Raw genomic sequence first — 22,258 nt, 5'->3', positions numbered from 1 at the left:
TATTTGTATACCAAGTACAAGAAAGAGCCGACTTTCTTGTCAAAGCCGGTCAGCTATACTATAATAAGCAAAGAAATTATGGGATTTTAGCAATGTGAAGTTTAACAGTTTAAAGGGGGAACGTATTATGAGTTTACGCTATTTAACCGCAGGGGAGACGCACGGACCCCAATTGACCGCTATTATTGAAGGATTGCCAAGTAATTTGACAATTGATTTTGAAGAACTGAATTTCCAGCTTCACCGCCGCCAAAAGGGATATGGCCGTGGACGCCGGATGCAGATCGAGAAGGATCAGGCGAATTTCGTTGGTGGTATCCGTCATGGATATACAACAGGTGCTCCGGTAGCGCTGGTTGTTCAAAATAACGACTGGAAACATTGGCAGAATATTATGAATATTGAGCCGATTGAAGGCAGTGACGAAGAGAAACGTCGCGTTCATCGTCCTCGTCCCGGACACGCTGATCTGAACGGTGGACTCAAGTATAATCTTAAAGACTTGCGTAACGTACTGGAGCGCTCCAGTGCACGTGAGACAACGGTACGTGTGGCATGTGGTGCCATTGCACGTCAATTCCTGGCTGAATTCGGAATCAAGGTAGCTGGACGTGTACTTCGCATTGGAGAGATCGAAGCTCCGTATCAGGACCTTCCGATTGATGAACTGATCGCTGTGACAGAAGCTTCCTCTGTACGTGTTACGGATGCTGAGACAGAGAAGAAGATGGAAGCCTACATCGACCAGATTAAACAAGAAGGCGATTCCATCGGAGGAATAGTGGAATGTATCGTTGAAGGTGTGCCTATTGGTCTTGGCAGTTATGTTCAATACGATCGCAAGCTGGATGCACGAATCGCTCAAGGCGTAATGTCCATTAATGCATTCAAAGGTGTAGAAATTGGTATCGGATTCGAAGCCGGAGTCATTCGGGGATCACAGGTGCATGATGAAATCATGCATACGGATGAGCGCGGCTACCACCGGGCAACCAACCGTCTGGGTGGATTCGAAGGTGGTATGACAAACGGTATGCCAGTCGTTGTACGTGGTGTGATGAAGCCGATCCCAACGTTGTATAAGCCACTGCAAAGTGTTGATATTGATACAAAAGAAGCATTTACGGCTCAGGTTGAGCGCTCGGACGCTTGTGCTGTACCAGCAGCGAGTGTGGTTATGGAGCATGTTGTAGCGTGGGAAATTGCCAAAGCATTCCTGGAGAAATTCGGTGGGGATTCCATGGAAGAGATCCGTGCGAATGTTGCTAGTTATAACGCTCAACTGGAGAATTACTAATATGCGTCAGCTGACGGTGCAGTTGGAGGAACGCTCATATCCGATTCTGATTGGCAGCGGCCTACTGGCACAAGCCCCTCAATATTTTGAGCAATATGGCTTGAACAAAAAAAGTCCGTTACTCATCATTACAGATGAAAATGTGGCTCCCAAATACTTGTCAGGTTTGGAGCAAACGCTACGTACGGCTGGTTATACAGTCGTATCGGCGGTTGTGCCCTCTGGTGAAACATCGAAATCCCTTTCGGTGTACCAGGATATGATGACCGTTGCGATCGAAGGCAAACTGGATCGGAGTTCTGCGATTCTGGCCCTAGGTGGTGGTGTCGTAGGTGATCTGGCTGGCTTTGTTGCCGCTACATATATGCGTGGAATCAAGTTTGTTCAAGTACCTACAACGATTTTGGCGCATGACAGCAGTGTAGGCGGCAAGGTGGCTGTCAATCATCCGCTGGCCAAAAATATGATCGGTGCATTCCACCAGCCCGAGCTTGTACTCTATGATGTGGACACACTTCAATCCTTGCCGCCACGAGATGTTTCGGCAGGGTTGTCAGAGATGCTGAAGCACGGGCTGATCCGTGATGAGTCTTTTGCACATTGGTGTGAGGAGCATGCGGAGGAGTTGCTTGCGCTTAATCCGGAAGCACTTGGATACGGCTTGGAGCGTGGGTGTGGCATTAAGGCAGAGATTGTATCCAGAGACGAACGTGAAAATGGAGAACGTGCGTTGTTGAACCTGGGACACACGATTGGTCATGCCATTGAAGCGATTGCCGGTTATGGAGAATTCCTGCACGGAGAGGCGATCTCGATCGGTATGGCTGGATCAGCATTGCTTGGTGAGAAGCTTGGTGCGCCAGCAGGGCTCTATGAAGATACAGTTCGCATGCTGCGTTCACTTCGCCTTCCAACAACGATGCCTGCACATCTCGACACGGAAGCATTAATGGAAGCGATGATGCATGACAAAAAATTCCGTGAAGGTCATATGGTGTTTATCATTCCTGATCGGATCGGGGCTGCAAGAATTGTGAAGGACGTACCTGTGTCGGCAGTTCGGGACGTCATTGAAATGCTCAGGAAGGGAGAATGACAGCAATGGTCACACGGGGAATTCGCGGGGCTACAACAGTCACGCAGAACAACGAAGAACAGATTTTGAAGGAAACGGCTGTATTGTTGCAGGAGATCGTGGATCGCAATGAGATCCAACCGGAAGATATCTGCAGTGTGTGGATTACGTTAACTGGTGATCTGGATGCTGCTTTCCCGGCAAAAGCTATTCGCCAACTGGATGGCTGGGAACTGGTACCACTGATGTGTGCACTGGAGGTTCCTGTTAAAGGTGCCTTGGCGCAGTGCATTCGTTTCATGGTGCATGTGAATACAAACAAAGCTCAGAATGAAATCAACCATGTGTATCTGAACGGTGCACAGGCATTACGTCCGGATTTGGCGGCACCTTCTGGCTCTTAAGTAGTGGGTTGTCAAACCGATCATAATGATGTATAGTGAGAACCAGTTGAGTAGAGTTGAGATTGAGCTGAGAGCAGCTGAGCTAGTGGAGTATATAGCAGAGTCCAGTGGGTGGTAACCGGGGCAACAGAAACCGGTCAACTGATTCACGGTACGTCGTGCTACGGAATAGGTAACAGGAACAGGGAAAACAAACGTGTCATAGGACATCGTTGTTTTGTATATTTTGGTATAAACACAATCAATGCACTCTCCTATATTTTATGAAATATTGGAATGAGAGTTGAAGTGTTATAACTGATATATTTTCCCGAATTGGATGATGTGAGATGCATCAATTCAGCGACCTGTGAATAATCTGACAGCGAAGTATAGGGACTTGTTATTTATGAAGCATCACCCTGTTAAATACAGCTTATAACCAAACCTCTACCTGATGGTAGAGGTTTTTTTGTACATATAACCTTTTCTACTACCCATATAGGTTCAACTTAACTTTTTACACACAAAAACGCAGAGGACAGAAATAACGTGAAGAAGCGGAGCGTTCACATTTATCACCGGATTTTCCCTTTTGAAAGGGAATCAAAAAAATCTGGGGATAACAGTGATCGGAAGGTTGTTCTGTCATCGAAGTGCTCAGTGTAAACAATCTTTAGTTGAACTTACCTAAATCTGAAAGGACGTGATCTGATGATAACGCCAAACGTTAATCAAGTACTGAAAATGTCGAATGAGTATAATCTGATTCCGGTAGTCAAACGGATTCTGGCAGATATGGAGACTCCGATTCGAATATTCCGCCGTTATGCTGACAACGACCGGGCATTCCTGTTGGAAAGTGTAGAGGGGGGGATCCAATGGGCGAGATACTCGTTCATCGGTACAGATCCGTTCCTGATGATTTCGGCCAAGAAGGGTCGGATCGTTGTAGAAGAAGCAGGGAAAACACGTGAATTGCCAGGCAAACCGATCGAAGAACTGAAAGCACTGCTGCGTAAGTATCGCAGCCCAAAAGATGATGAACTGCCACCATTCACAGGTGGGGCAATTGGTTTCTTCGGATATGATCTGCTGTCCTATTATGAGAAACTTCCAGCTCACGCGCTGGATGACCTGAATATGGATGACATTCGCTTTATGTTCTGTGACCAGATTATTGTGTTTGACCATGTGAAGCAGCAGATGCTGCTCGTTGGGAATGTACACGTCAAGGACGGTGCAACGGATGATGAGATACGTCAAGCGTATGCAGTGACTTCGGAGAAGCTGGAGCAGGCCGCAGAACGTTTGCAGCAGCAAGGACCAGGGGAGAACCTGAATCCGCGTTCCATTCCGGGAGACGTGGAACTGGGGGATATTCGCTCCAACCTTACGAAGGAGCAATTTATCGGTAATGTGGAGCAAGCCAAAGATTACATTCGCGCAGGTGATATTTTTCAAGTGGTATTATCCCAGCGTTTCCACATTGATACGGAAGTTTCTCCGCTTCACGTGTATCGTGTGCTTCGGACCCTGAATCCATCACCTTATATGTACTATCTCAAAATGGATGATGAGATTATCGTGGGTACTTCGCCTGAAGCGCTGGTCAAGGTGGACGGGAATCGTGTGGAGACACGACCGATTGCAGGTACACGTCCAAGGGGGGCTACAGAAGCAGAAGATCGTGCTCTCGCTGCTGATCTGCTCCAAGATGAGAAGGAACGCGCGGAGCATCTGATGCTGGTTGATCTGGGTCGTAACGATCTGGGCCGGGTATCCAGCTTCGGCAGTGTGAAGTGTGACATGTTCATGGAGATTGAACGGTATTCTCACGTTATGCACATGGTGTCCAACGTTACGGGCGAGCTTAGAGAAGACAAGGATTTCTTCGATGCGTTCCTCTCATGCTTGCCAGCGGGTACCGTATCCGGAGCACCGAAACTGCGTGCAATGGAGATTATCGCGGAACTGGAGAAAGAGGCACGGGGTGCTTATGCAGGAGCAATCGGATACCTTGGTTTCTCGGGTAACATGGACTCCTGTATTACGATTCGTACGATTATTTTCAAAAAAGGAAAAGCTTATGTACAGGCCGGAGCGGGAATCGTCTGGGATTCTGTGCCTGAGAATGAATATGAGGAAACAGTTAACAAAGCTAAAGCATTGCTCAAGGCGATTCGAACAGCAGAAGCCATGTTTCCTCCCAAAGAAAAGGACAGCACGTTGAGACTGGCGAATGCAGACTACTTTGTCACACCAGCGGCCGCTAAGAACTGAGAGAGGAGAGACCGGAGATGAACATAAACCCAATAATGAATGAGAAACCTGTAACCCCCATTGCTGAGATTACTCGTGAGGAAGGCATGAAGAATGGCCTGGCGAAGATTTTGGAGGGCAGCCATTTGGAACAAGCCGAAGCAAGAGATTTGATGTACTCGATCATGAGAGGTGAGGCAACGCCGGCTCAAATCGGAGGTTTGCTGATGGCGCTGCGGATGAAGGGGGAAACGGTGGATGAGATCACCGGTTTTGCTGAAGCCATGCGTGGTCAGGGCGGACGAATTCTAACGGATGGCAGCGGCTTGCTGGACACGTGTGGAACAGGTGGATCGGGTATTCACAAATTCAACATTTCCACAGCATCCGCCATCATTGCTTCGGCCGTCTCGGTTCGGGTCGCCAAACATGGCAACCGTTCAGCTTCAGGTAAAGCGGGTAGTGCAGATGTATTAGAGGCACTGGGTGTAAATATCCATCTGAACGGGGAGCAGGCCAGACAATGTCTGGATGATATCGGAATCTGCTTCTGTTTTGCCCAGGTATATCACCCTTCCATGCGACATGCGGCAGGACCAAGAAAAGAGCTGGGTGTTCGTACCATTTTTAATATGCTCGGACCATTAACCAATCCTGCGGGAGCAGATCGCCAATTGCTTGGCCTGTATGATCGTTCCCGGACGCCGATGATTGCTGAAGTACTGAATCGTCTTGGTCTCAAAAGAGCGTTGGTTGTGGCCAGCCATGATGGTCTGGATGAAATCAGTATCTCGGCACCAACTCAGGTATCTGAACTTCGCAATGGCGAAGTGCACACCTATGATATTGATCCACGTGACATGGGATTGTCTCTGCATCCGCTTGAAGCGGTACTTGGAGGAGATGCGGCACAGAATGCCGAAATTATTAAGAGGATCTTCCAGGGTGAGCAGAGTGCCTACCGTGATGTCGTTCTGTTGAACGCCGGAGCGTGCATCTATGTATCCGGTCTTGCAGATAGCATTGCTGAAGGGGTGACACTTGCCGCAGAAGCGGTAGATTCGGGCAAAGCTGCCGGGAAGCTTGAACAGTTAATTCATACAACGGAGGCGTACAGTCATGTATCTTGATCGAATCGTTGCAACCAAACATAAAGAAGTTGAAGTTCTGGCACAGACATTTCGCATGGATGAAGCTATCCAAAAAATCGAAAAACTACCCGCAACCCGGGGGTTTGAACAAGCACTATCGAGCGGACGCAATCGCAAACTCGGCCTTATTGCTGAAGTGAAGAAAGCTTCGCCATCCAAAGGGTTAATTCGTCCGGATTTTCATCCGGTAGAGATTGCTGCTGCTTATGAGCGAGCGGGTGCTGACTGCATCTCCGTATTAACGGATGTGTCGTATTTTCAAGGCAGCAACGAGTACTTGCAGGCTATTCATCAGGCGGTGAACATTCCGCTGTTACGCAAGGATTTTATTATAGATGAACGACAGATTGCTGAGGCAAGATTACTGGGTGCGGATGCGATACTGCTGATTGCCAGCATTCTGACACCTGAACAGATTCGTCAATATTTGGAATTTGCCAAAAGTTTGGGGCTGGATGCCTTGATTGAAGTCCACGATCGAACAGAACTGGAGCAGGTATTGGAGATTCCGCAGGCAACACTTGTAGGCATCAACAATCGTAATTTGAAAACATTCGAAACCAGTCTGAACACGACACTGGATTTGATGGAATTGATTCCAAGTGGTGTTACCTTGATTAGCGAAAGTGGTATTGACGGACCAGAATCAACAGTACCTCTGATCCAGGCCGGTGTTCATGGTATTCTCGTAGGTGAGCATCTCATGCGCAAGGATGATGTCGAGGCGGCTGTATATGATCTGATGGGACCCAAATGATGAATACTTCTATACACGATGGCACAGGCGACAGTATGTCAGAACTGAGAAACCCGCTGCCAGCGGCCGTAAAAATATGTGGACTTCAGGACGTTGAAGTGCTAAAATCGATGATAAACTTGCCTGTGGATTACATTGGTGTTGTTTTTGCCAAATCACGCCGCCGAATCGAACCCGAGCAGGCTGCTGCATTAAGAACGGTGTTGTTCGAATGGTCTGCCTATGATCGGCCGAAGCTTGCGGGTGTATTTGTGAATCCTACGCTCGAAGAACTGGAACACATTATGGAGATTGCTCAGCTGGATGTTATTCAACTGCATGGACAGGAGACTGCGGAATTTTGCCAGCAGGTGAAGCAGCGGTGGAATGCCAAAGTGTTCAAAGTTTTTTCTTTTCCCAAAGATGAAACGGGGCCGGAAGCTGATGATGCAGCCATAAGGGCTCTTGATACTTACGATAAATTCGTGGATGCGATATTGCTTGATACCCATGATCCTCTATATGGAGGGGGCTCCGGGAAAACGTTTGCCTGGGAGCGAATCCCTGCCTATGCTGAATGGGCGAAAAGTCACGAAATTGCTCTGTTCGTTGCAGGAGGGTTGCAGCCGGACAATGTACAACAACTAATACAGACATATGCACCTTTCGGCGTCGATGTATCCAGCGGCGTGGAGACTGAAGGTGTGAAGGATATGGCCAAAATTACAGCATTCGTAGAAAGGGTGAAGCAGGCATGACACATCAATTGCCGGATCAACACGGGCGTTTCGGTCACTTCGGAGGCCGCTTTGTACCTGAGACACTAATGAACGCACTTATTGAGTTAGAGGAGGCATATAGCCACTTCTCTGAAGATGAGGAATTCAATAAGGAACTGAATTATCTGCTAAGCGAGTATTCTGGACGTGAAACGCCATTGTATCATGCAGAGCAATTGTCACGCCGATTAGGCGGACCGAAAATTTATCTGAAACGTGAAGATCTCAATCATACAGGCGCGCACAAAATTAATAATGCGATTGGACAAGGTTTGCTCGCCAAACGGATGGGCAAAAAGAAAGTTATTGCCGAAACGGGTGCAGGTCAACATGGCGTTGCAACGGCTACCGTAGCCGCATTGCTTGGATTGGAATGCAAAGTATTTATGGGCGAAGAAGATACAGAGCGTCAGCAGTTAAACGTATTTCGGATGAAGCTGCTTGGAGCAGAAGTGATTCCGGTGACGTCTGGAACACGGACATTGAAGGATGCTGGTAATGAAGCGCTTCGCTACTGGGTCAGCAATGTGGAGGATACGTTCTATGTGCTTGGATCAGTGGTTGGTCCTCATCCATATCCGATGATGGTGCGGAATTTCCAACGTGTGATTGGTGATGAGACCCGTCGTCAGATTCAGGAGATCGAAGGACGTTTGCCGGATGTAATTGTAGCCGCTGTTGGTGGAGGAAGTAATGCGATTGGTATGTTCTATCCATTTATCGGTGATCAGGATGTGAAGCTTGTTGGTGTTGAAGCCGCAGGCAAAGGGGTCGAAACCGAGTATCACGCTGCGACGATGACCAAAGGTACGCATGGTGTATTCCAGGGATCAATGAGTTACCTGTTGCAGGATGAGTATGGACAGGTTCAGCCAGCGCATTCCATCTCGGCCGGACTTGATTATCCGGGTGTTGGTCCGGAGCATTCCTATCTCAAGGATATTGAACGGGCAAAATATGTACCGATCACGGATCAGGAAGCACTGGATGCCCTGCAACTCCTATGTCGGACGGAAGGAATCATTCCTGCTCTGGAGTCTGCACATGCGGTAGCTCAAGTTGTCAAACTGGCGCCTGAACTTACAGCAGATGATATTGTAGTCATTTGTCTGTCGGGACGTGGAGACAAGGATGTTGAATCGATCATGAAATACACGGGAGGTGACTTGGGATGAATCTGATGGACCAGACCTTCCAGCAATTGAAGGAACAGAATCGTACGGCACTTATTCCATTCTTAACCGTGGGAGACCCGGATGTGGACACAACGATTGATATCATCAAGGAGCTTGAACAGGCTGGAGCGGATATTTTGGAATTGGGTGTTCCCTATTCCGATCCGCTTGCAGATGGCCCAGTCATTCAGCGTGCTTCCGAACGTGCGCTGAAAAGCCAGATTACCATTCGTACTGTTATGGAAACCGCAGCAAAAGCTCGTAATGCAGGTGTGAAACTGCCGTTTGTACTGTTCACCTATTATAATCCGGTATTGCAGACAGGACTGGATGTATTCTTTGATGAATTGGTCAAACACGATATTAGTGGCATGATCATTCCGGACCTGCCGATTGAGGAAGCGGAAGAGATGCGTGAACGCGCAAATCGTGCTGGTGTGCATCTGGTGCCGCTTGTTGCACCTACATCTAATGCCCGGATTGAGCGGATTGTAACGGGAGCGAGTGGCTTTATCTATTGTGTATCATCCCTTGGGGTAACCGGAGAGAGAGCTTCTTTCTTTGATGGCGTAGAAAGCTTCATTGAGACGGTGAAAAGTCTGACAGACCTCCCTGTAGCGGTAGGTTTTGGTATCTCCAGTCATGAGCAGGTGGCCCATTTCTCCCGCATCTGCGATGGCGTTGTGGTAGGTAGTGCCATTGTTCGTCAGGTGGAAGATGCGATTCCTCTGCTTGAAAATCCGGATACGCGTGCAGCGGGACTGTTGCAAATTCGCAACTTTGTGGCACAATTAAAGGGATAGGGATGTCCTGAAAGGACATCTTTTGGACACGTGAGGTGCACGCTGATTCGTGTCTAACATTATTTCAATAACAGGAGGCGGTCGGGTTGAAACCGAAATCCCAGATTGTCAATCTGCCTGTGTACCAGCCGGGCAAACCGATTGAAGAAGTGAAACGCGAACTGGGGCTTGAACAAGTCATCAAGCTGGCCTCCAACGAAAACCCGTACGGCAGTTCTCCTGCCGCCCTGGAAGCCATTACGAGAGAAATGACTAATATAAGCATATACCCAGACGGTAGCTCGGTTGAGCTGACGGGAGTTCTTGCCAAGCATCTTGGCGTTGAACGGAACAACTTAATATTTGGTTGTGGTTCCGATGAGATTATTGCTTTGATCACAAGAGCTTTCTTCTTGCCGGGTGACGAGACCATCATGGCAGATCAGACATTCTCCGTATATAAAAGCAATGCAGATATTGAGGGGGCCGTGACCATAGAAGTGCCTCTGAAAGATGGCACGCATGATCTGAGCGCGATGCTCGCGCAAATTAACGACAAAACCAAAGCAGTATGGGTATGTAATCCCAATAATCCGACAGGTACGATTATCTCCGAGCAGGAGCTTATAGCCTTTATGGACCGTGTGCCTGCTCATGTGATGGTCATACTGGACGAAGCTTATTATGAATTCGTAACCGATGAAGCATACCCGCAGAGCGTACCATTGATCGAACGGTATCCGAACTTGGTCATACTGCGGACATTCTCCAAAATTTACGGTTTGGCTTCGCTCCGGATCGGGTACGGCATTGCACGTCCCGAAATTATTGATTTGATTAACCGTGTACGTGAACCGTTTAACACCTCCCGTTTTGGACAGGTTGCGGCAACCGCTGCACTACTGGATCAGGATTTTGTTCAAGAGTGCTCGAAGCGGAATGCAACGGATCGGGATTACCTGCAAAATGAATTTACACGGCTCGGATTGTCGTATTTCCCTTCACAGGGTAATTTCATTATGGTTGACCTGGATATGCCTTCAGCAATTGCGTTCCAATCCTTGCTCAAACAAGGCATTATCGTTCGCCCAGGATTCCACGTATACCCAACTTACATTCGTGTGTCCGTCGGAACATCAGAACAGAACCGTGCATTTGTCACGGCACTGGAGAACACGCTGGCTGAGAAGGCGGTAGCACGCCCTTAATACTGGCGATGAAAGAGTGAGGACCCATGAAACTAAAAATTGCAATGATTGGTGTAGGACTCATCGGCGGTTCACTGGCGCTCTGCTTCAAAGGCAAGCCAGATGTAACCGTGATGGGCTACGCCCACTTGGATGAACTGAAGGACAAGTACATAGCGAGCGGTGTAGTGGATGATGCTACGCTCTCTCTGGAAGAAGCGGTAGAGGATGCCGACTTTATTTTTTTGTGCGTTCCCGTAGGTTTGCTTGAATCCTATTTCGAAAAGCTCTCCAAGCTGCCATTGAAAAAAGGATGTATCATCACGGACGTAGGAAGCACTAAAGCTTCCATTGCAGCATGTGCGGAGCATGTGCGGTTGACTGATGCTTACTTCATTGGTGGTCATCCTATGGCAGGGTCGGAGCGTGCAGGCGTAGATGCGGCCTCAGCTGTGTTGTTTGAGAATGCATACTATGTCTTAACCCCTTCAGAACATGTACCTGAGGAAGCCTACAGCAGGCTGTCTGAGCTGCTTGCATATACGCGGGCACAGATCGTGCGTGTGGAGCCTCTGCTGCACGATGACATCGTGGGGGCGATTAGTCATCTGCCACATGTTATTGCTGTTGCGCTGGTGAATCAGGTGCGTGAATATAATGAGTCGAATCCACTGTATAAAATGCTGGCTGCAGGTGGTTTCCGGGATATTACCCGGATTGCGTCCAGTGATGCGATTGTGTGGAGAGATATCTTGCTTAGCAACCGTGATGTACTGTTGGGCTTGCTTAAGGACTGGAATAGCCAGATGAAGGCCTTTACGGATATGCTGGAGCATAAGAACGGTGAAGGTATAGAGGAGGCATTCCGTCAGGCCCGCGAGTTCCGCAGTATATTACCAGAACGACGCAAAGGCATGATTTCGCCGTTATTCGATCTGTATACTGATGTCCAGGATGCACCGGGTATGATCGGTAAGATCGCAACTGAGCTTGGGGCGAATGACATCAACTTGAGCAACTTGGAGATTATCGAAAACCGGGTGGATGTGCCGGGCATTATGCGTCTGTCTTTCCGTCAGGAAGAAGATATGGAACGAGCCAAGATGTTATTGGATTCCTTAGGCTATCAAGTGTGGATATAAGACGAGAAAGAGGGCGAAAGCCCTCTTTTTTGTGAGGTTATATTGGAGTTATTATTTGATTTTCAGTCGCGGATCAAAGAGGGTTTTATACAGGGTTTATAAAAATATTAACATATAAATATCTTTTTAAAGACAAAAAAAAGACCGCTTACAAAAGCGGCCATTGCTCACGTGGAGCAATACAGTTATTGGATAGGAGTGGAGAGAAACCATACTGTACCCTTATTATATGTATACGTTTTCATTTTGTCAACACTTTCAGTAAAATTGTTTGAATTAATTATATCTTTCGGTAATTCAGGATAATAACTCCTTTTTTTAGGGATACCTTAGATCAAAAAAATATCACATTTTTGTAACCTTTTCGGTATGTCGTCCGTCTATATAAGCAAGGCTTACCAAAAAGGCTCAAAATGAAGTCATGAACGTGAAAATGACCGCATATGAATGACAGGTCGGGTTTTGTGGATACCAATGGATTTGCCAGGATGATGCAGACCGTTGTACAATAAATACTGTTAATGTAGAAACGTTGGGGAAATTGCCATTACATAGGGGAATTTGGCGGGAAGGCCAGTTATGGCGCTGAACGCTTTTTATATGCGGTGAGAACCGCAACTTTTTTGTGCCTGTTCGGTAATACATGGATAGAGTCGAACGGGGAGAAGCACATGGATGGGCGAGGAGGGGTCGCACTCAAATGACGGATTCCCAGTTGATTCGAGAGATCAAGGAAGGTAACCTGGAGTTATATTCCGAGCTGATGAGTCGTTATCAGCGTAAAATACTGGCTTTCGTATATCATATGTTGAAAAGTTCCAATATGGAGCTGCTTGCGGAAGATCTCTGTTCTGAGACTTTCTATAAGGCGTTCCGCAGTCTGCACTCTTTCCGTGAGGTGGATGCCTCATTCTCAACCTGGTTATATACCATTGCGAGAAATACGGTACTGAGTGAGCTTCGCAAACAGCGCAGCGGAAATGTCCCACTTGAAGAGAGCGGGATTGTACCCGTTGCTCCTTCGGAGAATGCACCGGAGTATGCTGTACTGCGCAGCGAGCGGGTGATGCTGGTTAGGGATGCGATTAACAATTTGCCGGAGAAGCAGCGTTCTGCGATTATACTCCGCGAGTATGATCAACTAGACTACCAAGAGATTGCGAATATTCTTGGGCAGAGCGTCAGTTCTGTGAAATCGCTATTATTCAGAGCAAGATCAAGCGTAAAAACTCAATTGGAACCTTATTTCTTCGAACCGGTGTACGAGCCATATGAAGGGATGAAGAACCGATGAATTGCAATGAAGCCCAGGAACTGTTTGCACTGGTCTGGGACTTGCCGGAAACTCATCCTCAGCGGATTGCATTTCATGCTCATCTCGCTGGTTGTGGAGAGTGCTCCGAGCAGTTTGAGGTCTGGGAAGAAGCTCAGATCTTGCTGCACAGCATTCCGGTTCCAGTGACAGAACAACAAGCAGAGAGAGTGAACCGTAACGTTATGGACCGGATCTATGCGGAGTCTCCATGGCTACTGCCGGAAGAGGCAAAGGTTAATCGTTTCTCTGCTGTGATCCGCAAGCATATGTCTTTGTGGATTGCCGCGTTCCTGGCTATTTTTTTATGCAGCTTTCTGTATATGGCAATGTTTAAGCCAGACGTATCAGAAGCTGAGCAAACCAAAGTTGTTACTACGGGTATCCTGGAGACAGGGGTTGCCGGAAGCGGACCATCGTCCTCTGGAATGTATCAGTACAACATGACTGGAGCGGACAGAGGAAGTATCATAGAACCTTTTGTTGTGAGCATGGGACCTGCTTATCCGCAGTATTGGATGGCCCTCTCTTTACTTGCAATAGGAATGGCGTTATTTTCTCTTGGACGTATGCATCGAACAACGAATAAACGTAAACAAGGTGCGAGTGCATAGGTAATAACCTTTCGTTCGCCGTGTGGAGAAATGAGGGATGTAAGTGCGAATCGGGCTTATTCGTCACGGTCTTACAGACTGGAATGCGGCGGGCCGTATACAGGGGCAGACTGATATACCTCTGAATGGGGAAGGCCGTGAACAGGCAGAGCGACTGGGAAGACGTCTGTTGACGGAAGAATACCAGTGGGACTATATCATCACAAGTGGATTATCGCGGGCACAGGAAACAGGGGAGATTATCTCTAAACTGTTGAATGTACCTTTGCTTGAGCCGGACGCACGGTTGAAAGAAAGGGCTTTTGGTCAGATTGAAGGTCTGACTTCAGAAGAACGGGTTGCCCGTTGGGGCAAATCCTGGGAGACATTGGACTTGGGACAGGAGCAGATAGCGGATATCCAGATTCGTGCACTGGCGTTTCTGGAAGATCTATGGTCTGCCTATCCGGACCAAGCCGTGCTCATTGTCACTCATGGAGCTTTTCTGGCCAACCTGTTAACAGCCTTGTTTAAAGATCGGTATACAGAACGGATTGGAAACCTGTCACTGACGATCCTGGAAAAGGAACGTGATGACTGGAGTCCGCTGTTATATAATTGCACACGACATCTGTCTTTGGACACTGCGAAACAACCTGAGTAATCCAACTTGGGTTGTTTTTTTGCGTTTTATGGGGAAATAAAGGTTTTATATGATATCAAACCTCTCATTTTTCTTCTGATTGACCAACTTGGGGCATAGTATGATTTAAAACATAAAAGATTTCCAAAAAGAGGTTTAGATTATGGGAATTCCGTCAACGATGTTTACAAAACCAAACTATTTCAGGCTCCGAATCAACAGTCGAAGTAGTTAACGGGCGAGGCGATGGACCCATGAATCTAGCGGATATGCTTACTTTTGCAGATATTGGCCAGCTTAATCGAATAGCAGACTATTACCAATGTGAATGCAAGCCCAATTCCAAACACGAACTCATCCAGAGTATTCTCACTACATTGGGCAGCAGACCCTTTTTTGAGCAGCAGGTACGTCAACTGAATCAAGCAGATCAGCGCTTTTTGAACAACTTGTTGTTTGATCCTCGCCAGTATTATGGTATGGAAGAACTCATTGCCATAGCCCGTCAATCGATGGACAAAAAGGAGAGTGAGGCTGGCGCGAGTCCACGTGATCTCATCGTTCGCTTTAATAAGAGTGGATGGTTGTTCAATGGGACAACGCAGCAGACCAGGTATTTGTATCAGGTACCCCAGGATCTGAAATTAAGATTCAGGGATGTGTTATCCACACATCTGCGAGCAGGGATTACCAAAACAACGGAACCACCCATGTATCGGGATGAATATCATCTCTTAGCGGATGATCTCAAGTTGTTCCTGCAGTTTGTCCAGCAGCACGAGATTGCCCTTAACGCTGAAGGCATGATGTACCGTCGCTCTCAACAGCAGATTATGGAGCATCTGCACATTAGTGAGGAATTGGTGGGCAAAGGTGGATGGAGATTCGGATATGGCCGTTCCTTCAAGGATTACCCGGATCGTTTCGCACTTCTCTACGACTATGCATTTCACCATCGGCTGGTTCGTGAGGAGCAAGGCACGCTGAAGCTGTCACCAGCTGGAGAAGACAAGCTGGGGGCAGAGAAAACAGCCGAAATGATACAGCTATTTAGGTTTTGGTTAAGATTGTATAAAGGTGCTATTCCCAATCTGTCCTCTATTGTGTACTGGACAGGCGAATGTGCCCAAGAATGGTCAACCGCCGAGTCGCTGTTTCGTCAGATCGGTCCATTCATTCAGCCGTTCTATTATGATACGGCCGCGGCCATCTATGATAACAGAATTGTTAAAATGATGTTGCATCTTGGCATGGTCCGTATTGGGGAACATGAGGAAGGTCGGTCTATACAAATGACAGCCTGGGGCACGCGTCTTGCTGCATCCTGTCGCTCCATCTCAGGAGACATTACACCTATTATGTTTGACAAGTGAAGGACAAGTTGCTAAAATCACTCCCAAATTAAGGAGTGATAATAATAATGATAATTCCATACAAAGGTTTACAACCTCAGTTACACTCTTCGGTATATATGGCTGAGGGTGCAAAACTGATCGGTGATTTGAGAATGGGAGAAGAGTCTTCCGTCTGGTTCAATGCAGTCCTGCGGGCTGATTTGGCTCCTATTATCATTGGAAAGCGCTGTAATATTCAAGATAACGTTGTCGGGCATGTCAATACTGATCAACCTTTGATTGTGGGAGATGATGTTTCAGTAGGACATACAGCGATCATTCATGGTTGTTGTATTGGAACAGGATCATTAATCGGCATGGGAGCCATTCTGCTGAATGGAGCCGACATTGGCGAATATACGCTGATTGGAGCCGGTTCTGTTGTTACTGAGAATAGTAAGATTCCGCCCTATACTCTTGCTTTGGGGACACCTGCCAAAGTGATACGTGAGCTGACAGATGCCGATCTGGAGCGGATGTCCAGAACTTCACTGGGTTATGTTACCAAAGGAAAAGAATATAGGAGCTCTTAAATCCGTTTTGGAGGTGCATCCTATTGGATAAAATGAAAGTTACGTATGAAGTCATGTTGGGGCTGGCAGCTGAGATGGTGTGGGACGAAGCGCTTCGCAAACAGCGCAGCGAGAAGCTCTATTTGGAAATCGATAAAGCGTTAGCTACCGGAGACGAAGTAGCTTTCCGGAGTCTGACGGATGAACTGAGGACCATAAACTGATAGGCAAAATATATCCTTTCTGAGATAAAAGGGAATGCGCAGAGGCGTATTTCCTTTTTTGATATGTGTAATTCTGAAATGAATGTCTGGATTTATAAGATATGGTCATATATAATATGGGAATAAAATGGATAGAGAGGGGATATAGGGAATTGAAATTCAGTGAGATGACTCAAGACAGCTGGGCTGAACTGCAACTCTATCTGGATACATGCCTTATTCCATACACAGCTCTTAGCGGTGAGCAGTCGCCAGTTGAAGCTACCGAGGCATTGGAGCGGCTGCGTGATTTTCTGGATCTGGTCGAAATTCCTTTCAAAGGGAGAATCATGACTTATCCAGCCTTTCATTATGCTAATTCGGAATTGTCAATGACATTAAATTCCTTGTCCGCACAGCTTAAATCCTCAGGATTCAAATATGTGGTTATTATGTCATCAGATGGTCATTTGGATGGCGTGGACATTCCATCTGCTGATCTGATTTTGAGCCGGTCCGTGTTAACTCATGAGGTCGGAGAAGAGGGGATTGCGAGATTTATAGGGGAAAAGATACGAGAGTTGTGGGAAAAATAGTTTTTGGCGACAAATGTGACAATTTACCAACATTTTTTTAATAACGCTTACAATTGAACCTTAAAAATGTGTGACAAATTCTTGACGGTGTTCTAGGGCTACTATATGATTATGTATGTTCTAGTAAGTCGTGGAATTTATGAAAATGAAAACGTTTGAGAGAGTTGGCTGAAAAAGGGGGTTGGAGACAGTATGAGCAGTGAGCATGACCACCACGAAGCTTCATTGAAATTGCCAAGCCGCATGGAGATGTCACGCAGGCAGTTTTTGACTTACACGCTTGGTGGAGCTACAGCCTACATGGCCGCCGGTGCAATCCTTCCTATGGTCCGTTTTGCGGTGGACCCGATTTTGCAACATAAGGGAGAAGGCACCTCTGTCAAAGTAGCTGAAATCAGCAAAATTACGAATGAGCCTCAAGAATTCACCTTTGAACTTAAACAACAGGATGGTTGGTATCTGAGTAATGCATCGTTAGTGGCGTGGATTCGCAAAGACGAGCAGGGTAAAATTTATGCACTCTCACCTATCTGTAAACATCTGGGATGTACAGTAGGCTGGAATAGTGACAAGCAATACCCTGACGAGTATCATTGCCCCTGCCATGGCGCGCACTATGACAAGGAAGGGAAGAATCTTGCCGTAGCCCCCAAACCGCTGGATGAGTACGTAGTCAAGGAAGAGCAGGGTTGGGTATATCTGGGCGACATTGTTCCGAACACCCGAGTGAATTAGGAGGCGTGAACGCAGATGTTTAAAAATGTCTATGACTGGATTGACGAGCGTCTCGACATCACGCCAATCTGGCGGGACGTTGCGGATCATGAAGTTCCAGAGCATGTAAATCCGGCTCATCACTTTTCCGCATTCGTGTACTGCTTTGGTGGATTGACGTTCTTTATTACTGTTATTCAGATTCTGTCAGGCATGTTCCTGACCATGTATTATGTACCTGATATTATCAATGCCTACGCAAGTGTGGAGTACCTGCAGACCAAAGTAGCCTTCGGCCAAATTGTTCGCGGCATGCACCACTGGGGAGCCAGTCTGGTTATCGTAATGATGTTCTTACATACGATGCGTGTGTTCTTTACAGGCTCTTACAAGGCACCGCGTGAAATGAACTGGGTTGTCGGCATGCTGATCTTTTTCGTCATGTTGGGCCTGGGGCTGACAGGGTACTTGTTGCCATGGGATAACAAAGCCTATTTTGCAACAAAAGTAACATTGGAGATTGCCAATACGGTTCCTTGGCTGGGACCGATTATTAAAGAATTCCTGCAAGGCGGTACGATTGTCGGTGCACAGACACTAACCCGATTCTTTGCCCTGCATGTATTCTTCCTCCCCGCTGTGCTTCTGGTGCTTCTGGTCGGACACTTTATCATGATCCGCAGACAGGGCATTTCGGGACCACTATAAACTGAGAAGGGAGGAATCGCAATGGCTCACGGACATAAGAAGGATGATGAGGAAAAGGTTATCTTTGTCGGTGATTCACGGGTCCGTAAAGGGGCGGGCTTCATTACCCCGCCTGATTACACGGCGTATCCTGGAAAATCCGAAGCCTTTATTCCCAACTTCCTGCTGAAAGAATGGATGGTTGGTGTCGTTGTATTGGTGGGGATTCTGGTACTAACGATCTCAGAACCTGCACCTTTGGGGTATCCGGCCAATCCGAGCGCATCCGTAATTCCTATGCCGGATTGGTACTTCCTTTTTCTGTATCAGTACTTGAAGTATCCATACGCATCGGGCGATTACGTTCTGCTCGGGGTACTGGGGGTCAGCGGAGTCGCTTTTGGAGCTTTGCTGCTGGCACCATTCCTGGATACAGGCAAGGAGCGGCGTTTCTATAAACGCCCAATTGCTTCATCACTGATGATTTTGTCGGTCATTTCTGTATTCTACCTGACAAATGTAGCGTGGACGCACTACGAGCATGAGTTGGAAGCAAGTGGACAGAAGCCTGAACATATTCAACGTGAAGAAGAAGCGCTGGAGAGGCGTGAACAGGGGCTCCCACCCGTTTCCAATGCACCTGGACAGCAAGAAGAAGTTGCGATCGTGGAACAGGATGATCCTGCAATGGAAACGTACAAGAAGGCCGGATGTATTGGCTGCCATGCGGCTGATATGAAGGGCGCAACTGGACCTTCGCTTCGAGGCATAGGTGACAAGCACAGCCAGGAAGAGATTCTGACCATTATCAAAGAAGGCTACAATGCAATGCAGCCTCAGTACAATAATGCTATTGCTCAAGGTGTCACGGATGAAGAGATCACTCATCTGACCGAATGGCTTGCGAAACAGAAAGCAGAACAGTAAAATCGAAATAACCAATGAAACCTGATCGTTTATGCGGTCAGGTTTTTTGAAGTGTTTTTTGGACAGCACTTTATTGTGCGCAATATATGATGAAGGAAGGGGCAGGGAATGTGGCTTTATCGTATTTCTGGAGTAGGGAATTTCTAACCAATCGTTATTTCCTGTGGCTATTATTTTGGTGTAATGCGGTAGGAACGGTATACGGATACATCTGGTATGGAGAGCAAATGAAATTGACGCTGGCTGAGCAGCCGGTGTGGCAGATCGTATTTGTGCCAGATAGTCCAACAGCGAGTTTGTTTTTTACTTTAGCGTTGTTATGGGTTTTGTACCCACCACGGTCCATCATTATCAAACGGATCGGACATGTGATTCAGGCGCTTGCCGTAGTCACATCTGTGAAATATGGCGTGTGGGCCGTGTCCATTATTTTCGCTGGATGGATGCAAGGCGGTACACAGCACTGGCAAGACTGGATGTTGATTGCTTCGCATAGTGCGATGGCCATTGAAGCTCTTATTTATGTACGTTTTTTCGGCTTCCGCTGGGCTTCCCTTGTCGTTGCAGGTCTCTGGACGTTGTTGAACGATACGATGGATTATACATATGATATTTACCCTTGGTTACCCGCTTCCCTCTATGATCATGTAGATGGTGTGCGTAATTTCACATTCGGACTGACACTGGTAAGCATTCTGTGCGCATGGTTGGCCTTAAGACAAGCGAGACGAACCTGATATCCGATCTTGAGCTTGTTCTAACGGACTGTCCCCCGCCATACATTGGTGGTGGGAGGGATGTCCATGAAGAGAACGTTTGGGATCAAAACTGGCTTATTGGTGGTATCGTTCATAGCTCTGCTGCTTTGGACGAACTTAGCATATCGTGTATCCGCGCAAAGTGAAGCATTGAATTCGAATTCAGATCAACAAGTGTCCACAAGCAATTCAATTGCACAACTGAATGAGGAAGCAGCCATATTGTATCGTCAGGCGCTCGAGAATAATATTGAAGAAGTGCGCGGAAGCATTCTGCGTATCAGTAAAAGTCTGGAGCATATCTCCTTTGAGGGACAAACAACGGTTGAGGGCATTCACGCCTTGTCCGAAACCATTGTTGAAGTGAAACAAGCCGTTGTGAAGGTGAAAAATGACGATGCTTCTCTTCAGCAGTCCTCTGCCAAGCTCAGACTTGCAGCCGATAGTCTCGCGAATCCAACCAAGCCTTTATGGCTTCAGTATTATAAAATCGTGAAAAACGATCTGGACGCTTTATCCGCTGCTACAAATCAAGGGCAAACTGCGGCCGTATTGGCAAACCGCTACACCGTTCTGGAGGAGCATTATGAGACGATTCGTCCTGCCGCGCTAATTCGCCGTGAACCGTATGAGATTGCTCAGATGGACGCCTGGTTATCTCATACCAAAGGGCTTACCGCTGCCAAGCAACCTGATCTGGCACAATTAAAGAACATGGTGGGCCATGGGGAGGAACTGGTGAACCAGTTGTTTGGTCGCGAGAAGGACGAGAGTGCCTTTGTACCGTTTGTACAGGGTCCTGATCGCAGGGCAGCCGGGCTGCTCATTAGTTCGGTCATTGTGGCGACGTTAAGTTACGCCGGATATCGTAAATATCGTGCGCAGCAGCAGGGGATTTTTCCTTTTCGGCGCTAATTGAATATGAATTTGATCCTGGTCTATATGTGGTATATAAAAAAAGACCTCTTTTCACATAAACAGCCACTTTAACGGCTCTTCATGCGAAAAGAGGTTTTCTTGTAGTTTCTGTATAGTGAATCAACTTTCTTTGAAACCTTCTCCATGTACATCGTGAACATCGCTGATGATGACAAATGCTCTGGGGTCAATGGAACGTACAATCGTCTGCAGTCGCCTGAACTCTTGCCTGGAGATCACGCAGTAGGCCATGTGTTTGGCCTGTTTAGAGTACGCGCCAATGGCTGGAATAAGGGTAACTCCACGATCCATATCCCGTGTGATCTGGTCGGCAATCTCGGGTGCATGGTCACTAATGATCATAAATGCCCGGGCAGAATATGCACCTTCCTGAATAAAGTCGATGACTTTGGAGGCGATGAATACAGCTACAAGCGTATACAGAATTTTTTCTTTGGGGATGTAGATGAGAGAGAGCCCGATAATGACGAAGTCGATGCCCAGTAATACTCGTCCCATACTCCACCCATACTTGCGGTTGAGAATACGAGCAATAATGTCTGAACCGCCCGTCGTTCCACCCCAACGAAATACGATACCAAGGCCGGCTCCGAGGGTAACACCTGCATATAGTGCTGCTAACAGTAAGTCATTCTCGGTATGTAATGGTTCAATCCAGCCCAGATGAATCAACTTCTCAAACAACCACAGAAAAACAGTCAGTGCCCCGATTCCGATACCCGTATAGATCATCTGTCTGCCGCCCAAAATTTTGAGCCCGATCAGAAAGAGGGGAACATTCAGAATCAAGGTTGTAAGTGAAGGTGAGATGCCAAAAGCGTAATTGATCAGCACCGTAACCCCGGTGAGGCCACCTTCCATAAGCTGGTTGGGGATAATAAAATAGAGGAGCCCAAAGGCATATAAGGCTGTACCCAGCACGATGGGAAGAACCAGTTTAACTTGAACCCAGGTTTTGGCAGTGCTCATAAGATCCCTCGCTGTAGATAAATTAGAATGAAGAAGCAATCA

The 22,258-nt window shown here is 47.2% G+C and carries 24 protein-coding genes; 23 read left to right on the top strand and 1 reads right to left on the bottom strand.

The window, feature by feature from the left end; all coding sequences use genetic code 11:
* Positions 1–127 precede the first annotated feature (127 nt).
* The 23 genes from aroC (at position 128) to QNO02_RS18840 (ending at position 21,223) form a co-directional block, all read left to right on the top strand.
* Positions 128–1,297, top strand: coding sequence for a chorismate synthase (gene aroC / locus QNO02_RS18950; RefSeq protein WP_017687707.1), 1,170 nt, complete (start codon positions 128–130; stop codon positions 1,295–1,297).
* A 1-nt stretch (position 1,298) separates the two neighbouring features.
* Complete coding sequence (gene aroB, locus QNO02_RS18945; protein WP_289389668.1) at positions 1,299–2,393, top strand: 3-dehydroquinate synthase; 1,095 nt, start codon at positions 1,299–1,301, stop codon at positions 2,391–2,393.
* A gap of 5 nt (positions 2,394–2,398) precedes the next feature.
* Positions 2,399–2,776: a chorismate mutase gene (aroH, locus tag QNO02_RS18940; protein WP_047843558.1), complete on the top strand. Its 378-nt coding sequence runs from the start codon at positions 2,399–2,401 to the stop codon at positions 2,774–2,776.
* 693 nt (positions 2,777–3,469) lie between these two features.
* Positions 3,470–5,038 (top strand): anthranilate synthase component I, encoded by a 1,569-nt coding sequence (gene trpE, locus QNO02_RS18935; RefSeq protein ID WP_289389667.1) that lies wholly within the window; start codon positions 3,470–3,472, stop codon positions 5,036–5,038.
* A 68-nt stretch (positions 5,039–5,106) separates the two neighbouring features.
* Positions 5,107–6,147 carry an anthranilate phosphoribosyltransferase gene (gene trpD / locus QNO02_RS18930; RefSeq protein WP_091034830.1) on the top strand — a complete coding sequence of 347 codons (1,041 nt, stop codon included), beginning with the start codon at positions 5,107–5,109 and terminating at the stop codon, positions 6,145–6,147.
* Positions 6,137–6,925, top strand: a complete 789-nt coding sequence (gene trpC / locus QNO02_RS18925; RefSeq protein WP_289389666.1) for an indole-3-glycerol phosphate synthase TrpC — start codon at positions 6,137–6,139, stop codon at positions 6,923–6,925. Before trpD ends, trpC begins: the two co-directional genes overlap by 11 nt.
* A 35-nt stretch (positions 6,926–6,960) precedes the next feature.
* Positions 6,961–7,662 carry a phosphoribosylanthranilate isomerase gene (locus tag QNO02_RS18920; protein ID WP_091034832.1) on the top strand — a complete coding sequence of 234 codons (702 nt, stop codon included), beginning with the start codon at positions 6,961–6,963 and terminating at the stop codon, positions 7,660–7,662.
* Positions 7,659–8,858 carry a tryptophan synthase subunit beta gene (gene trpB / locus QNO02_RS18915; protein ID WP_017687714.1) on the top strand — a complete coding sequence of 400 codons (1,200 nt, stop codon included), beginning with the start codon at positions 7,659–7,661 and terminating at the stop codon, positions 8,856–8,858. The genes QNO02_RS18920 and trpB overlap by 4 nt, the downstream gene beginning before the upstream one ends.
* Complete coding sequence (trpA, locus tag QNO02_RS18910; RefSeq protein WP_091028946.1) at positions 8,855–9,661, top strand: tryptophan synthase subunit alpha; 807 nt, start codon at positions 8,855–8,857, stop codon at positions 9,659–9,661. The genes trpB and trpA overlap by 4 nt, the downstream gene beginning before the upstream one ends.
* Before the next feature lie 86 nt (positions 9,662–9,747).
* Positions 9,748–10,848, top strand: a complete 1,101-nt coding sequence (hisC, locus tag QNO02_RS18905; RefSeq protein ID WP_133385337.1) for a histidinol-phosphate transaminase — start codon at positions 9,748–9,750, stop codon at positions 10,846–10,848.
* A 26-nt stretch (positions 10,849–10,874) separates the two neighbouring features.
* On the top strand, positions 10,875–11,969 hold the full coding sequence (locus QNO02_RS18900; protein WP_289389663.1) for a prephenate dehydrogenase: 1,095 nt from the start codon (positions 10,875–10,877) through the stop codon (positions 11,967–11,969).
* Positions 11,970–12,669: 700 nt separating this feature from the next.
* Positions 12,670–13,263, top strand: coding sequence for an RNA polymerase sigma factor (locus QNO02_RS18895; RefSeq protein WP_062835180.1), 594 nt, complete (start codon positions 12,670–12,672; stop codon positions 13,261–13,263).
* A complete protein-coding gene (locus tag QNO02_RS18890; protein WP_091028953.1) occupies positions 13,260–13,895 on the top strand; it encodes an anti-sigma factor family protein in 636 nt (211 codons plus the stop codon). Before QNO02_RS18895 ends, QNO02_RS18890 begins: the two co-directional genes overlap by 4 nt.
* 43 nt (positions 13,896–13,938) lie before the next feature.
* The gene (locus tag QNO02_RS18885; RefSeq protein WP_091028954.1) at positions 13,939–14,538 is read left to right on the top strand and encodes a histidine phosphatase family protein; all 600 of its coding nucleotides are present in this window, start codon (positions 13,939–13,941) and stop codon (positions 14,536–14,538) included.
* A gap of 233 nt (positions 14,539–14,771) precedes the next feature.
* Positions 14,772–15,890 (top strand): hypothetical protein, encoded by a 1,119-nt coding sequence (locus tag QNO02_RS18880; protein ID WP_133385335.1) that lies wholly within the window; start codon positions 14,772–14,774, stop codon positions 15,888–15,890.
* Between the two features lie 47 nt (positions 15,891–15,937).
* Positions 15,938–16,444, top strand: a complete 507-nt coding sequence (locus tag QNO02_RS18875; protein WP_091028957.1) for a gamma carbonic anhydrase family protein — start codon at positions 15,938–15,940, stop codon at positions 16,442–16,444.
* 23 nt (positions 16,445–16,467) lie between these two features.
* Positions 16,468–16,647, top strand: coding sequence for an IDEAL domain-containing protein (locus QNO02_RS18870; RefSeq protein ID WP_017687723.1), 180 nt, complete (start codon positions 16,468–16,470; stop codon positions 16,645–16,647).
* A 152-nt stretch (positions 16,648–16,799) separates the two neighbouring features.
* Positions 16,800–17,222 (top strand): DUF2487 family protein, encoded by a 423-nt coding sequence (locus tag QNO02_RS18865; RefSeq protein WP_289389662.1) that lies wholly within the window; start codon positions 16,800–16,802, stop codon positions 17,220–17,222.
* Between the two features lie 192 nt (positions 17,223–17,414).
* Entirely contained in the window at positions 17,415–17,957 is a 543-nt protein-coding gene (locus QNO02_RS18860; RefSeq protein ID WP_017687725.1) for a QcrA and Rieske domain-containing protein, read from the top strand.
* Between the two features lie 15 nt (positions 17,958–17,972).
* Positions 17,973–18,644 carry a menaquinol-cytochrome c reductase cytochrome b subunit gene (gene qcrB / locus QNO02_RS18855; protein ID WP_017687726.1) on the top strand — a complete coding sequence of 224 codons (672 nt, stop codon included), beginning with the start codon at positions 17,973–17,975 and terminating at the stop codon, positions 18,642–18,644.
* 21 nt (positions 18,645–18,665) lie between these two features.
* Entirely contained in the window at positions 18,666–19,550 is an 885-nt protein-coding gene (locus QNO02_RS18850) for a menaquinol-cytochrome c reductase cytochrome b/c subunit (RefSeq protein ID WP_036607643.1), read from the top strand.
* Between the two features lie 110 nt (positions 19,551–19,660).
* On the top strand, positions 19,661–20,287 hold the full coding sequence (locus QNO02_RS18845; RefSeq protein WP_133385333.1) for a DUF1405 domain-containing protein: 627 nt from the start codon (positions 19,661–19,663) through the stop codon (positions 20,285–20,287).
* A gap of 66 nt (positions 20,288–20,353) precedes the next feature.
* Complete coding sequence (locus tag QNO02_RS18840) at positions 20,354–21,223, top strand: sporulation protein YpjB (protein ID WP_289389661.1); 870 nt, start codon at positions 20,354–20,356, stop codon at positions 21,221–21,223.
* 123 nt (positions 21,224–21,346) lie between these two features.
* Here the strand turns inward: QNO02_RS18840 and QNO02_RS18835 are convergent, their stop codons facing one another.
* Positions 21,347–22,216, bottom strand: coding sequence for a YitT family protein (locus QNO02_RS18835; RefSeq protein ID WP_221820340.1), 870 nt, complete (start codon positions 22,214–22,216; stop codon positions 21,347–21,349).
* Positions 22,217–22,258 lie beyond the last annotated feature (42 nt).

Origin of the sequence: Paenibacillus sp. PK1-4R, assembly GCF_030369595.1 — a bacterium.
Classification (GTDB): domain Bacteria; phylum Bacillota; class Bacilli; order Paenibacillales; family Paenibacillaceae; genus Paenibacillus.
The sequence above is the reverse complement of the archived record's forward strand: the minus strand, read 5'-3'. Positions and strand labels throughout refer to the sequence as shown.

Bases quoted from the DNA above. Each gene is read 5' to 3' on its own strand.
- trpA (WP_091028946.1), top strand. From the start codon at position 8,855: ATGAATCTGATGGACCAGACCTTCCAGCAATTGAAGGAACAGAATCGT.
- trpC (WP_289389666.1), top strand. From the start codon at position 6,137: ATGTATCTTGATCGAATCGTTGCAACCAAACATAAAGAAGTTGAAGTT.
- aroC (WP_017687707.1), top strand. From the start codon at position 128: ATGAGTTTACGCTATTTAACCGCAGGGGAGACGCACGGACCCCAATTG.
- QNO02_RS18900 (WP_289389663.1), top strand. From the start codon at position 10,875: ATGAAACTAAAAATTGCAATGATTGGTGTAGGACTCATCGGCGGTTCA.
- QNO02_RS18880 (WP_133385335.1), top strand. From the start codon at position 14,772: ATGAATCTAGCGGATATGCTTACTTTTGCAGATATTGGCCAGCTTAAT.
- aroH (WP_047843558.1), top strand. From the start codon at position 2,399: ATGGTCACACGGGGAATTCGCGGGGCTACAACAGTCACGCAGAACAAC.
- trpB (WP_017687714.1), top strand. From the start codon at position 7,659: ATGACACATCAATTGCCGGATCAACACGGGCGTTTCGGTCACTTCGGA.
- QNO02_RS18840 (WP_289389661.1), top strand. From the start codon at position 20,354: ATGAAGAGAACGTTTGGGATCAAAACTGGCTTATTGGTGGTATCGTTC.
- QNO02_RS18850 (WP_036607643.1), top strand. From the start codon at position 18,666: ATGGCTCACGGACATAAGAAGGATGATGAGGAAAAGGTTATCTTTGTC.
- aroB (WP_289389668.1), top strand. From the start codon at position 1,299: ATGCGTCAGCTGACGGTGCAGTTGGAGGAACGCTCATATCCGATTCTG.
- QNO02_RS18890 (WP_091028953.1), top strand. From the start codon at position 13,260: ATGAATTGCAATGAAGCCCAGGAACTGTTTGCACTGGTCTGGGACTTG.
- QNO02_RS18860 (WP_017687725.1), top strand. From the start codon at position 17,415: ATGAGCAGTGAGCATGACCACCACGAAGCTTCATTGAAATTGCCAAGC.
- QNO02_RS18835 (WP_221820340.1), bottom strand. From the start codon at position 22,216: ATGAGCACTGCCAAAACCTGGGTTCAAGTTAAACTGGTTCTTCCCATC.
- trpE (WP_289389667.1), top strand. From the start codon at position 3,470: ATGATAACGCCAAACGTTAATCAAGTACTGAAAATGTCGAATGAGTAT.
- QNO02_RS18875 (WP_091028957.1), top strand. From the start codon at position 15,938: ATGATAATTCCATACAAAGGTTTACAACCTCAGTTACACTCTTCGGTA.
- QNO02_RS18895 (WP_062835180.1), top strand. From the start codon at position 12,670: ATGACGGATTCCCAGTTGATTCGAGAGATCAAGGAAGGTAACCTGGAG.
- QNO02_RS18920 (WP_091034832.1), top strand. From the start codon at position 6,961: ATGTCAGAACTGAGAAACCCGCTGCCAGCGGCCGTAAAAATATGTGGA.
- qcrB (WP_017687726.1), top strand. From the start codon at position 17,973: ATGTTTAAAAATGTCTATGACTGGATTGACGAGCGTCTCGACATCACG.